The following is a 12,958-nucleotide window of genomic DNA, read 5'->3' as shown; positions in this document are numbered from 1 at the left end:
CGGAGGTGAGCAGACATGTTCTTCACCGGGCGCTTCGCCCACGCGTCAACCAGCAAGCCCTACGGTGAACGTATGACAGATGACGGCCCTGACGGTCCGGCTTGGCGGCATCGGCTCCGGCGCGTCGTGGGCGCTGCCCGCGAATGGGAGGCGATCGGCCAACGTGAGCCGGAAGTCCACCCGAGGAGCGAGCTTGCTGGCGACGACGCACGCTGGCCGAAGTACCCGGCTAGCTCTCTAGTACGGATGAACCTGCTTGCAGCCTTCGACCATCTTGGCCTCGCGGCTGATGACGTCGAGCGGGTGCTTAATCAAGAAGGTCCACTGCGTACTCAGGCGCCGTTCACCCTCACACGGTCGGCGCTCCTGGGTGCATCTCACGCGGTGTGGGTGCTCTGCAGCGAAGACCGCGAGGAACGGGTGCGGCGCGGTCTGGCGTTGGCAGAACACGACCTGAAGGACATGTCCGACTACTTCAGAGACTATCTGGAAGACGACGACCGACTCCACGAAGACGTCTCACAGGACCTTCTGGACGCCATGCGAGCCAGGTACGAGAGCATCAAGAGGCAGCGGACGGCCATCGCTCAACAACTCGGAGGCAAGCCTCCGAACGCCACCAGGATTCTCCGAGAAGCAGCTCTCTACCTCACCAGGCGCGAACGAGACTCCTGGCAGCTCCGGGCTCTGCGAAGCGAATGGCGGATGTCCAGTGCTTCCGCCCACGGACGGCTTTGGCCCTTCTTCGTCCGTCCGACCGAGCGCATTCCGCGACCAGGCGGTGGCGAAACGCGAATCATGCTAGCGACCCTCCAGGACTGCGCGACAGCGATGGGGGCCGCGACGCTGATGACCAGCGAGGCGCTACGTCTGTGGGATCAGCGATCAAGTCGACCCAATGCAGGCGCGGCCTTTGGCTTGTAGTGGACACCCTCCATGAGGTGCTCGGGGGGCACGTGTTACTCATGGAACCGGCGGTGGCCCTGCCCATCCTCCGGGAGGCGCCATCGCGAGCGCCGATAGATGTTCGGGTCCCACACCGTATGACCGCAACCAGGTCAAGCTGCGCGCCGAGGGCCGCCACGGCCTCGCGGTGCTCCGCCCCCATGCCATCGCCGTGGTCCACCTGACCGCAGCCTGATAGACCCCCCGGGCATCGACCTCACCCCGCCGACCTCCAGGTATGGCACGGGTCGGTCCAGGATGGATGCTGGGGGGAACCCCTCCTAGTGGGCCGCTCGCACCCCGACCAGCGCCACGGCGGGACCACGCCCACGGCGGAACCCGGTGCAGCCCTCCCCTGCTCCGCCGTGGCAGCCCAACGACGAGGAGACAGCTCCATGCGACCGTTCGACCGGCTACGGCTCGACCCCTGAAGGCCGACGCCGCCGACGGGTGACCCCACCCCCATCGCACGCGAAGGGCTGGGAAAGTGGCGAACCGCCGGTACGTTGGGACGCATGCCGTACCAATCCCCCCACTCAGCGCCGCATACCCACGCTTCGCGCGGGGAGGCACGCATCTCCCGTGTTACCAAGGCGAAGTGACTCGGCGAGATGGACTCTGGGGCGCTCGGCATCATCGTCACGGCTGTGGTCGGCCTCGCTGGGATCTTGGGCACTTACCTCGTTGCCCGGTTGCAGCGCAAGAGCGACGCTGAACGGGCGGAACGGGAGAGGAGAGAGCGCTACACGTTGGCGCGCCACGAGATGCTCACTTCTGCGGTGTCGGATTACGTGGCGGAGCTGCGCGCAAGTTCGATCGCCGTAGCACTCCGAGTCAGGGTGACCCGTGCGGTCCAGCAACGTCTATCGGTGGATCAGTTGATGGAGGTACTCGGCGCAGATGCGGACCCCGAGGTCGTCAAGGCGCTGAACAACCCCAACTTCAATGCAGCGTTGCGCCGCTTCCAGCCGCCTAACGGCGCCTCACCTCCCCTCGATGCCATGACCGTCGTTCGACGTGTGGCCGAACTGTCGTCGCGAATCACGGTGCTGGCTGGCAGGGAACTGCACTCGGCCGTACGAGACGCGGAACGTCAGGCGACTGCGCTCCTATTGCGGCTGCAAGCTTCCGAGCTTCGAGGGGTCATGGAGGACATCTCCACGGATGGTCTGGATTCGGCAATCGAAAAGGTCGAGATTGCTGCCATCTACGAACTGCAGCTCCTGCCGTACGGGGAGAAAGCCTCGTTCGAAGAACTTCTAGCCCAAACTTCACGGGAAGGTGCTGAGAAGAATATGTAGCGCCGTCCCTAGGGCTTTCCCCAGGGACGGCGCTACGACCTGCGAGAGCGGTTACTAGCAGAGCGCCTCGGTTCTCACCGCCTCGACTGGGCGCTTGGTCGCCGGGCCGGTCCATCTCCAGCTCCGCGCCCAGCGAAGCCGGATGTGGGTCTTCACGTGGCCGGTGTGGAGGTACTTGATCAGTGCCTCCCCGGTGGTCAGCTCGCGCTTGAAGGCCAGCAGTTCTCGGTGTTGAGCGAAGACTTCCGTGTCGCAGCGCGCGGCCTCCCGCGCCTCCGCGAGCGAGGGCACCGGGGCGGGGGCGGCCCGTCTCCTCCTCGTCGTCTCCGCCACGGTGTACTCCTCCCAAAGCGCCCCGGCGCAGCACGCGCAGGTGTTGGGCCCCACGTCCAGCCACGTCTGCACCACAGTGCAGTCAGGCGGATGGCCGATCATGCCGTCCATGTAGGTGGTGCCCTCGCAGCCGGTGCAGTCCTCGCCCTTCCTGGCCTCGCGCACCGTTATGTCCATGTCTTCCGTGTCGTAGCGACCTGCGCCCCAAGGGGCACTCTCCGAACGAGACCTGGTCGTCCCGCCCGACGTTCCGACAGTCCATGCCGACTTGCTCCGGGGGCAGCGGATTCTCGTGCCGCTGAAGGTGCCCGATGGCGATAGGGGAAGCCGGCCACGCCCTTGCGCTGGACGACCGGCTCACATTCCCAGTCGCGACTCGGCGGCCATGGGTCGGGCATCGCGGCGATGCTCTCCCGTATCTGTCGCGTCGGATCATGGAACTCTTGGCCTGTGGCCGAGTCGTCGTACCAAGTGGCTCCGGCACGAAGCTCAGCGCGTGCCTCGGGATGCTCGCACTGGGCGAGCGTCACCGGCGCTTCGACGCGAGTTCAGCTGAAAGGAGCCGGTACGTCTTGTCCGCGTCGCCCAGTTCGACATCGCCCGCGAGGATGTCGTCGATCCGCGAGCCGACCTCATCGCGCCAGGCGACCTCGACCTCCGCCGGTTCAGTGTCGGCGTCCTGGTCCACGCTGAGCCGAAGCACGCGAGCAGCTTCCAGGCGCTCACCAGGGGCGAGCGAGTAGCCCGCCTCGATGTACTCCGTCAGCTTCGGGGTCATGCATCGATGGTCGGGCGGCGCACCGACGTCGGCCATGACTGTGGCTTACTACCAGGTGCGCCGTCGGTGCCAGGGTGCACCACTGTGTAGCCCGATGCGGACCGGGACCGAGGGCTCGTCGCTGAGAATCACGCCGCCGTGCGAGCGGTCGCACGCTTGCTCGGGTACCTCAAGAATGAGCGGAGGCAGTGGCCGAGTTGTAGTCCTCACACCTCTGGCACCCGAGGCACACCTCGTTGGTGTGACGGTCTCGATGCGGGTGATCTCCGCGGGCAAGGGGGTACGGATACCTGCTCGGTCGGTCATGCAGGGCGACGGGGACGCGACCCGGGCGAGCGCGTGTCGGCGGCGTACTTCACCGAGGCGGGCACACCGCCTGGTTGTGATGGGCGGGGGAGTTGCGTACTTCAGGGCGGGCGACCTGCGCCGCGGCATGACGGTGACGCCGGAAAACTTGCGACGTTCTTGGCCGTGGGAACGACCCAGTCACCGGGAGGGAACCTGGGCCGGCCGTTCCGGGAGTACTCGAGCGGGGCCGCGCGGGCCGCGGCGTTGACCGCCCGGGTCAGCCGGTCATGGCCTGCTGAGGAGTTCACCGCCGAGGTGACTCGCATCCAGACAGGGTAGGCCGCATGGGGACCGCAGACCGCGGCCGCCGGGTTCGCCCTGACGTTCTCCATCCCCACGTCGGTCTCCGTGTTGTAGGGCCTCGCCGATGCCAACACCCAGGAGCTCATCGTCGAGGCCCACCACGCCGCCGTCGCCCAGGTGCTCGACCTCGTCGAGCGAGAGATCGTAGTGACTCGCACGGTCATGCCTGGATCGCGCAGGTGCTCAACCCCGGCCGGAATGCGGCGTAAGGACGGCACGACCACCGTGCGCCCCCGGCAATGGACTTGCTACTTCAGTGCGCACCTGCTCGTTGCGGAGGACCGGCTGCTCAACTGGCCGAGGACCGCCTCACGGCTCTCGTCGTCCCGGACCACATGGTCGACACCGTGCGTCTCGGCATCAGGGTCGATAAGGCGGTGATCGACGGCGAGCAGGCCGCGCTCACGAGGGTCCTCACCTCGGGCCGGCGCCTGCACCTGTTGGTCGGTTCGGCGGGCACCTTCAACACCACATGGGAAATCTGGCGCCAGTAACGACCGTCGACGACGGCATGCCGACGGCCAGTGAGCGTTCGGCGTCGAAAACTAAAGCGATGTGATAGCTTCGCTATAGGCGAATGAAGGGAGCCTCAGGTGGCGATCGACGAGGGACGTGCGTGGGCGCTGCGAACGCTGGGAGCTGATGGGGTAATGGTGCGAGAGCAGATCCCGGCCATCATCCGCGACTGCCACGAGAAGATGGCGAACGCGCAGGCGGAAGCCGAGATGAAGCACACCGGGGTGTACGGGCAGATCTGGCGCAAGTGCCTGGATGAGTTCGTGGCGGTGCTCGGGCGGCTTCCTTCGGCTGAGATCATCCCGCGGCGAGGCTACAAGCTGGTCTCGTTCAACGGCGTGGTCCTGTTCCCCTGGCGATTCGCTCGAGAGCGTTCCACGGACATCGGATCGCGTCCTTTCGCGGTGTCAGACACGCGCACCTCCCTCTTTAGGCAGGAACGGGATTTCGCGCAGCGGCGCCTCGATATCGAGTTCGAGCACCCGGAACTGACCGAGGAGGAGCGCGAGTTGCTCGACGCCGAAGCCAAGGCGCTCGAAGAGACGCTGACGTCTTACCGTGTTGTCGTCGTGCCCTACGCGAGCAACCCGTTTGCGCTCCACAGCGTCGACTGGGGCGAGGCGAGTATGGAAGCCGATGGTTACCTCACCTTTGCGTCGATGGAGTCGTTGCTAGACGTCGGCTCGGGCTCGCTGGTGGATGTCAAGCCTGTGGAAGACGAGGGCTTCTCGAACGGCCCTGTCCCGCGCCCTCAGCTGGGGGTGAGGGAGGAAAAGGCAGATGGAGGCACTCATGGATGACCGGGACACGCTGTTCTCCCTGGTGGAGCCATCCGATCGCCCTGACCTCGATACTGTCGCGGGCAGCTTCGACCCTGCACGCCTCACGCAGGCGCGCTGCGCGGCAGGCCTGTCTAAGGCCAAGCTCGCCGATCTCGTCGGAGTGACACCCGCGGCCATCGGTCAGTACGAGTCACAGTCCTCCACGCCGCGACGTGACCTCCTGCCCGTGTTGGCGCGCGAACTGCACGTTCCCGTGGACTACTTCGCGACCGGGCGCCCGATCGGTCGAGTGGACGGGTCGCAGGCGCACTTCCGGAGCCTGCGTTCGACGTCCGCGCGGGACCGCGCGAAGGCGATCGCCTTCATCGAGCAAGTTTGGGAACTGACGTTCGCGCTGGAGAAGAAGGTCCGCTTCCCGGAGGTCGATCTGCCACCGATCAATCGGGGGCACGCAGATCCGCTTTCCGCCGCCCAGGCACTTCGCGCGCGATGGGGACTCGGCGTGAAGCCGGTGAAGCATCTCGTCGCCCTAGTGGAGTCGCGCGGGATCGTCGTCAGCCTACTCACCATGGCGAACGCGGACGTCGCTCGCGTTGGCGCGTTTTCTACATCCCACCTGGCAAGGCCCGTCATCGTCGTCACCCCGGAACGAGCAAAGTCCGTGTTTGTGTACCGGTTCACGGTCGCGCACGAGCTCGGGCACTTGCTGCTGCACGGTGAGGCGGCGCCGGGTGACAAGCAGCAGGAACGCGAAGCGGACCAGTTCGCCGCTGAGTTCCTCACGCCGCACTCCCAGATCGTCAACCTGCTGCCACGCACGGTGAACTTGTCGCGGCTGGACGAGTTGTCGCGACACTGGGGTGTCTCCGTCGACTCGCTGCTCCTGCGGATGAAGGAGACTGGCACCGTCTCTGACGCGTCGATACGGCGCGGATATCAAAAGTTGAACCAGTTGCGGAGTTCGGGACTGAAAACGCCGGAACCCGTGAACGCCTACCCCGGAGAAGTGCCCTCGATGCTCGCCCAAGCTGCGGAACTCGCCGGTCAAGCAGGCTACGGTCGGGCGGACCTTGCGCGAGAGCTGAGGTGGCACCCTGCGCGCGTGCGCGAGGTGCTCGGCGCGGAAGACCCCCGACCTGCTTTACGAATCGTTAGCGACCCGCCTCAGGCGTAGGACCTTATTCCGTAGAGGTCGCCTCCTTGAAACAGTCACTGTAGTTGATACCTCACTCAATTCTAGGAATGTGCGCTAGTGTAGAGTCGTGAGTTTCGCTAGCCGCCCTCGAGGAGTTCGTAGTGCAAATTAAGTGTTTTCGTGTTGAGAACTTCAGGCGACTCAAGAGTGCGCGGGTTGACCTCGAGCAGGAGCGCACTATATTTGTCGGCGCAAACAACAGCGGTAAGACGTCGGCCACGCATCTGTTCCAAATGTTTCTGACGCAGCAACCGCGTGCGCCGTTTCAGATCTACGACTTCACTGCCGACTGCTGGGAGGTTTTCGACTCCTTCGACGTCGACGACGGGGATCCAGACGTCGAACTTCCTCGAATCACGTTCGATCTGTGGTTCGAGGTCGACGAAGATAACCTCCACCGCGTGCTCGAACTCTTGCCAAGCCTGGACTGGGAAGGCGAACCCGTGGGTGTCCGAATGGAGTACGCTCCGCGGGACGGTGCCAAACTGGTTGCGAACTATAAGGAAGCGCGCGCGAAGGCCGAGGCAAGCACTGGTGGCGTCGAGACGTTCTACAAGCCGTGGCCACAAACCATGGTGGAGTACTTGACGAAGCGGCTTCAGCAGGAGTATGAGATCAAGTACTATGCACTCGACGCTAATCAGTGCGACGACCAGTTCGTGCTGAACGACGGGTACGAGCCCTTCTTCCTTGGCGCCCACACAACCGGCGCGTCGAGCATCGTTGACTCGATTATCCGCGTCGACTTCCTGAACGCGCAGCGGCACCTGTCCGATGTCGACTCGCGCGGTAGAAGTGAGGACCTCTCGAGGCGTCTGAGTCGCTTCTATGAGCGGAGTCTTCAGAAGCTGGATAGCGACCTGGACGCCCTTGGAGCTATTGCCGAGTCGGAGGAGCGTCTGAACGAGCACTTCGCCGACGTCTTCGGACCGACCCTGGCGCGACTGGGGGAGGTGGGCTACCCCGGCGTCGGCAATCCCGGCATGGTCGTCAAAGCATCGTTCAATGCCCATGGCATCCTCAGCGCCAGCGCCAAAGTCCACTACTCGCTACCCGCGCCAGCGGGTGCCGGCGTGGTCATCGAGCAAATGCTCCCCGATCAGTACAACGGCCTTGGCTTTAAGAACCTTATCTTCATGGTGGTTGAGGTGCTCGATTTCCATCAGGCATGGGCGGAGGCCGAGATCGACCGTCCGCCGATTCACCTCGTTATGATCGAGGAGCCAGAGGCCCACCTTCACGCTCAGCTACAGCAGGTGTTCATCCGGAAGATCCTCGAGATCTTGCCCGCGCCTGAGGCGGGCTTCCAGACGCAACTAGTGGTCACGACGCACTCGCCGCACATCATCTATGAGAGCAACTTCAAACCGATCCGCTACTTCTGTCGATCAGTCGCGCCGAACGGACTCCATTGCAGCGACGTCAAAAATTTGTCGATGTTCTACGACGAAGAGGAGGTGACGACGCGGGAATTCTTGCAGCAGTACATCAAGTTGACCCACTGTGATCTCTTCTTCGCCGATGCCGCCGTTCTCGTCGAAGGCAACGTCGAGCGCCTGCTCCTACCACTCGTCATCGAGCGATTCGTGCCTGAACTCCGCTCGTGTCACCTGACGATCCTGGAGGTCGGCGGCGCCTTCGCGTACAAGTTCGCCAAGCTCGTGGACTTCCTGAGCCTTCCGACGCTCGTCATCACGGATCTCGACAGCGTGGCTGTTCCGGACGCAACGGGAAGAGGCGATGAAGATGGCAAGCGCGCATCTGCCTGTGCGGTAGATACCCCTGGAGCAATCACCTCTAACGAGACGCTGAAGCAGTGGCTTCCGAAAATTGAGAAGATTAGTGAACTTCTAGCGGCCGATGCTAATCAGAAGGCGCCCGTTCGTCCTGACGGCAGCCCCGGCTTGGTTCGCGTTGCCTATCAGACCAACGAGACCGTCTCCTGGCAGGCGGCCCAGGAGATTAGGGCTGGTAGGACGTTGGAGGAAGCGTTCGCTCTTCAGAATCTCGACTGGACTCAGAGTGTGGAGGGCAAAGACCTGGGGCTGCGCATTGGCAAGGCGTCCGAACTGTCGATCACAGAGTTGCACGAGGAGCTCTTCAAGCGCGTTAAGGGAGCGCGCTTCGACAAGACCGCCTTTGCTCTTAATGTGATTGCGGCGGCCGAGCAGTCCTGGAAATCGCCCGCATACATTACTGAGGGCCTTGAGTGGCTGCGCGAGCAATTGGAGCTTGTCGTGCCGGAGGAGCTCGCCAACCAGGTAGCTGGGGGGTCCGACTCAGAATGACGTCTCGAGTTGATGCGCCCGACACCGACGCCGATCGCCAGATTCGAGAGATCCTGGACCGCGATCAACTGATCGGGTTTACAGTCGTAGCTGGCGCAGGGTCAGGTAAGACCACGTCGCTAGTGAAGGCGCTGGCACATGTCACGAGAACCCGCGGGCCGTCACTGCTCGCAAAGACGCAGCGCGTCGCCTGCATCACCTACACCGAGATTGCCGCACGGGAGATCCACGAGGAAATCGGCAACGATCGTCTCGCCTCCGTGTCCACTATCCACAGTTTCTTGTGGGCGCTCGCGAAGCCGTTCCAGAAGGACATCGGCGTCTGGGTTGCGGCTCGCATCGACGAGCAGATAACTGGGCTTCTTGAGAAGCAAGCGAGCTACAAGCCCGGCACGCGTCAGACGACGAAGGACAACGATGCGGCGGATTTAGAGAAGCGCCGACACCAGCAGGCCGCCGTGAAGGACATCAAGCGGTGGACGTACGGGATCGGGGCCGACTATGCCCGCGGCGTCGTCGGCCATGCGGACGTCATAAAGATGGTGCCAAAGATGATCCTCCAAAGCAGGCTCTTGGCGCAACTTGTGGGCCGGCAGTTCCCGTTCGTCTTTGTGGACGAGAGCCAGGACACGTTCCCTGAGGTCGTCGAGGCGCTGAAGCACGTTTGGTGGCTCTTCCGGAATGAGGGTGTAGAGGCGGTGTCGGCCGGGCGCCCAGCGCGAAGTGGCGTGTCGGGGGCCGGGTAGGGGTCGAGGTCTTCCGATGATGGGGGTTCCTACGCCAACCCATCGGGAAGACCTCGACGTGTCTGACGCTACCTTCGCTCGCCCTGACCTGACCACGTTCGCACGCCTGGACGAGCTCGGCCTCGAAGTCATCGGGCAGCGGCTCGAGCCGGATCGCGCGGTCCTGGCATGCCGAGTCGTGGAGCCCGATGAGTGGTGCCGGCGCTGCGGCTGCGAGGGCGTCGCGCGTGACACCGTCACCCGTGAGCTCGCGCACGAGCCGCTGGGTTGGCGGCCCACGACGCTGCTGCTCACCGTGCGCCGCTACCGGTGCACCGGGTGCGGACATGTCTGGCGCCAAGACACCGGTGCGGCGGCCGAGCCGCGAGCCAAGCTCTCGCGCCGGGCTCTGCGGTGGGCGCTGGAGGGCATCGTGTGCCAGCACCTGAGCGTGGCCCGCATCGCCGAGGCGTTGGCGGTCTCGTGGGACACCGCCAACGCCGCGGTGCTGGCCGAAGGGCGCCGAGTCCTGATCGAGGACCCGACCCGGTTCGACGGCGTGAGGGCTATCGGTGTCGACGAACACGTGTGGCGCCACACCCGCCGCGGGGACAAGTACGTCACCGTCATCATCGACCTCACCGGCATCCGCGACGGGACCGGCCCCTCCCGGCTGCTCGACATGGTTGAGGGCCGCTCCAAGCAGGCGTTCAAGACTTGGCTCGCCGACCGCCCGCAGGCCTGGCGCGACGGCGTCGAAGTCGTCGCGATGGACGGCTTCACCGGGTTCAAGACGGCGACCGTCGAAGAGCTACCTGAAGCCGTCGCGGTCATGGACCCCTTCCACGTCGTCCGCCTGGCCGGGGACGCTCTGGACCAGTGCCGCCGCCGCGTCCAGCAAGACATCCATGGCCACCGCGGCCGCAAAGGCGACCCGCTCTACGCCGCCCGCCGCACCCTGCACACCGGCGCCGACCTGCTCACCCAGAAGCAGACCACGCGGATCGAGGCGCTGTTCACCGGTGAGGACCACGTCCAAGTAGAGGTCACCTGGGCCGTCTACCAGCGCATGATCTCCGCCTACCGCGAGCCCGACCGGGCCAAAGCACGTGACCTGATGACCCGCCTGATCGACTCCCTGAGCGGCGGTGTCCCGGCGCCCATGACCGAGCTCCGCACCCTCGGCCGCACGCTCAAGCGTCGCGCCGCCGACGTCCTGGCCTACTTCGATCGCCCCGGCACGTCCAACGGCCCCACCGAAGCCATGAACGGACGCCTCGAGCACCTACGCGGGTCCGCCCTCGGCTTCCGCAATCTCACGAACTACATCGCCCGATCACTCCTCGAGGTCGGCGGATTCAGACCTCGACTACACCCTGGATTCGGATGAGCCCGTTTGGTCGCTCGCGGGCGGGAGGATGTGCCTTGCCTTCTTCGGTGACCCGATGCAGCAGATTTACCAGCAAGGTGTCGTATCGGTGTCGCTGGAGCCGGGGTGGGTGAACGTCGACAAGCCACAGAACTTCCGGTCTTCACGGCGGGTGCTGGCCTGCGTAAACGCCATTCGGTCAGAAGGTGACTCCCTTCAGCAGGTGAGTGGCTTATCGGAACAGGCAGAAGGGGAGGCTTTCTGTTTTGTTCTTCCGTCAGACGACCAACGGGGTGAGCGGCTGGAGGTTGTGCGTTCTTGGCTCGACGAACACAGCACTTCAGGGAACTGGACTCGCTCCGCGCACGAGGGCGGCTCCAAGATCTTGATGATCGTGCACCGCATGGCGGCTAAGCGCCTCGGCTTCGAGAATCTATACGCGGCGTTCAATGACCTCAAGGCCGGCAGCCTGGGTGAGGCCTTCGCCGAAGGCAACGCGTGGCCACTGACGCCTTTTAGGGACGTGATTTTGCCGCTCTGTTTGGCGAGAGATGCAAGTTCGTCGGCAGTTCTGGCGGTGCTGAGAGAGAGCAGTCCTCTTGTGCGTGCTGGGCAGGCGTCCCGGCAACTCAAGGCCGTCCTGGCATCGAGCAAGGCGGCCGTTGGGGAGCTGCGCCAGCTCGCGCGAGATCCGAGCACCGCGAAGCTGGGCGACCTGCTCCGCAGCGCAGCCAGCAGCGAACTAATTGAGCTCGATCCCCGAATGGCGGCGTACCTCCACCCGGAGGGAGAGCACGGCGACGTTGTTCTCGACGAGCGGGTTGTCGACGTATTGAATGCTATGTCCGACTGCGTCTTGTCCGAGTTGGAGGGCTACTACACCTACGTCAAGCAGGAGTCACCGTACTCCACGCAACATGGCACGAAGGGCTCTGAGTTCGAGCGCGTCATTGTCGTCCTCGACGACAATGAGGGGCGATATCCCCTGTACTCATATGATAAGTTTCTCGGCTTGAAGGAGCTGTCGGCCGCCGATGTTGGCAACCAAGCGAGGGGTGCCGACTCTGCGATCGAGCGGACGCGCAGGCTCTTCTATGTCTGCGTCTCTCGTGCACGGGAGTCAGTCGCCGTTGTCCTATTCTCCGATGACGTGGCTCGGGCTGTCGAGGCAGTTCGCGAGTCAGCGATTGGGCAGCATGTTCAGGTTCTCACGGTCGATGACCTGTCACCTCAGTCCTGACTGAGGCGGATGGACTGCTGCGCGAACAGGCGACATTTGATCTGGGGTGCCAAACGGTGCCACTGGAAGGGTGTAGCCGGTGCCGAAGCCCTACCCCAGGGAATTCCGCGGCGATGTTGTCCGTGTCGCGAGGAACCGTGAGCCGCGCGTCCGTCACCAGCACGACAACTGCCCTGTCGACTCCTGGTAGGACTGCGGCAGCATTGCGGTATGAAGCTCAGTGTCAGCCTGCCAGAGGAGGATGTGGCGATCCTCGACGAGTACGCCCGTACCGCCGGCCTGCCCTCGAGGTCTGCAGCGTTGCAACACGCCGTGCGGATGCTCCGCTTGCCCGCTTTGGAGCAGGACTACGAAGCCGCGTGGCAGGAATGGGAAGCCTCGGGTGATCAGGCGGCATGGGACTCGAGCGCAGCCGACGGGATCGCTTGATGTTGCGCGGTGAGATCCGGCTCGTCGAACTGGACCCCGATCGCGGGACCGAGGCCAACAGTCGTCGTCCTGCCGTGATCGTCAGCAATGACCGAGCGAACGCGACCGCGGCTCGACTCGGCCGCGGAGTGGTCACCGTGGTGCCAGTCACCAGCAACACCGACCGGAGCTTCCCCTTCCAAACCCTCCTGCCCGCAGCCGCGACCGGCCTCCGGCAGGACTCCAAGGCCCGGGCCGAGCAAGTCCGCGCCATCGCGGTCGAGCGCCTCGGCGCCGTCATCGGACGAGCCCCCGCCGACGTCATGGCCCACCTCGACGATGCACTTCGCCTCCACCTGCAGCTGTAAGCACTGCACTCCAAGAGTGGCGCTGGCCTGGATCCTGGGGACGCTGGCTGTCGGCAAGA

Annotated in this window: 13 protein-coding genes; 11 read left to right on the top strand and 2 right to left on the bottom strand. The window is 64.4% G+C overall.

The genetic code is table 11. The features are described 5' to 3' along the window. Nucleotides 1-15 precede the first annotated feature (15 nt). Together AA0005_RS14275 and AA0005_RS14270 are read left to right on the top strand one after the other, a co-directional pair. Nucleotides 16-924, top strand: coding sequence for a hypothetical protein (locus tag AA0005_RS14275; protein WP_413450800.1), 909 nt, complete (start codon nt 16-18; stop codon nt 922-924). A 632-nt stretch (nt 925-1,556) separates the two neighbouring features. After that, entirely contained in the window at nt 1,557-2,246 is a 690-nt protein-coding gene (locus AA0005_RS14270; RefSeq protein WP_413450799.1) for a hypothetical protein, read from the top strand. A gap of 54 nt (nt 2,247-2,300) precedes the next feature. Here the strand turns inward: AA0005_RS14270 and AA0005_RS14265 are convergent, their stop codons facing one another. Next, entirely contained in the window at nt 2,301-2,744 is a 444-nt protein-coding gene (locus AA0005_RS14265; RefSeq protein WP_413450798.1) for a hypothetical protein, read from the bottom strand. Between the two features lie 361 nt (nt 2,745-3,105). After that, the gene (locus AA0005_RS14260) at nt 3,106-3,357 is read right to left on the bottom strand and encodes a hypothetical protein (protein ID WP_413450797.1); all 252 of its coding nucleotides are present in this window, start codon (nt 3,355-3,357) and stop codon (nt 3,106-3,108) included. Between the two features lie 986 nt (nt 3,358-4,343). Between AA0005_RS14260 and AA0005_RS14255 the strand changes: the two genes are divergently transcribed. The 9 genes from AA0005_RS14255 to AA0005_RS14215 all read left to right on the top strand — a co-directional run bounded on the left by AA0005_RS14255 (nt 4,344) and on the right by AA0005_RS14215 (nt 12,899). After that, complete coding sequence (locus tag AA0005_RS14255; RefSeq protein ID WP_413450796.1) at nt 4,344-4,502, top strand: hypothetical protein; 159 nt, start codon at nt 4,344-4,346, stop codon at nt 4,500-4,502. 99 nt (nt 4,503-4,601) lie between these two features. Then, nucleotides 4,602-5,324 carry a hypothetical protein gene (locus AA0005_RS14250; RefSeq protein WP_413450795.1) on the top strand — a complete coding sequence of 241 codons (723 nt, stop codon included), beginning with the start codon at nt 4,602-4,604 and terminating at the stop codon, nt 5,322-5,324. Further along, on the top strand, nt 5,317-6,480 hold the full coding sequence (locus AA0005_RS14245) for an XRE family transcriptional regulator (protein WP_413450794.1): 1,164 nt from the start codon (nt 5,317-5,319) through the stop codon (nt 6,478-6,480). Before AA0005_RS14250 ends, AA0005_RS14245 begins: the two co-directional genes overlap by 8 nt. A gap of 122 nt (nt 6,481-6,602) precedes the next feature. After that, nucleotides 6,603-8,789, top strand: a complete 2,187-nt coding sequence (locus AA0005_RS14240; protein WP_413450793.1) for an ATP-dependent endonuclease — start codon at nt 6,603-6,605, stop codon at nt 8,787-8,789. Then, nucleotides 8,786-9,535: a UvrD-helicase domain-containing protein gene (locus AA0005_RS14235; RefSeq protein ID WP_413450792.1), complete on the top strand. Its 750-nt coding sequence runs from the start codon at nt 8,786-8,788 to the stop codon at nt 9,533-9,535. The genes AA0005_RS14240 and AA0005_RS14235 overlap by 4 nt, the downstream gene beginning before the upstream one ends. 58 nt (nt 9,536-9,593) lie before the next feature. After that, the gene (locus AA0005_RS14230; RefSeq protein ID WP_110854004.1) at nt 9,594-10,904 is read left to right on the top strand and encodes an ISL3 family transposase; all 1,311 of its coding nucleotides are present in this window, start codon (nt 9,594-9,596) and stop codon (nt 10,902-10,904) included. Nucleotides 10,905-10,959: 55 nt separating this feature from the next. Next, nucleotides 10,960-12,123, top strand: a complete 1,164-nt coding sequence (locus AA0005_RS14225) for a 3'-5' exonuclease (protein ID WP_413450791.1) — start codon at nt 10,960-10,962, stop codon at nt 12,121-12,123. Nucleotides 12,124-12,333: 210 nt separating this feature from the next. Continuing rightward, a complete protein-coding gene (locus AA0005_RS14220; protein ID WP_413450790.1) occupies nt 12,334-12,552 on the top strand; it encodes a ribbon-helix-helix domain-containing protein in 219 nt (72 codons plus the stop codon). Further along, nucleotides 12,519-12,899: a type II toxin-antitoxin system PemK/MazF family toxin gene (locus AA0005_RS14215; RefSeq protein ID WP_413450789.1), complete on the top strand. Its 381-nt coding sequence runs from the start codon at nt 12,519-12,521 to the stop codon at nt 12,897-12,899. Before AA0005_RS14220 ends, AA0005_RS14215 begins: the two co-directional genes overlap by 34 nt. Nucleotides 12,900-12,958: the final 59 nt, after the last annotated feature.

The organism is Georgenia phoenicis, assembly GCF_047302425.1.
In the GTDB taxonomy this organism is placed as follows: domain Bacteria; phylum Actinomycetota; class Actinomycetes; order Actinomycetales; family Actinomycetaceae; genus Oceanitalea.
Note: the sequence above shows the minus strand (reverse complement) of the source record. Positions and strands in the feature narration are given on the sequence as shown.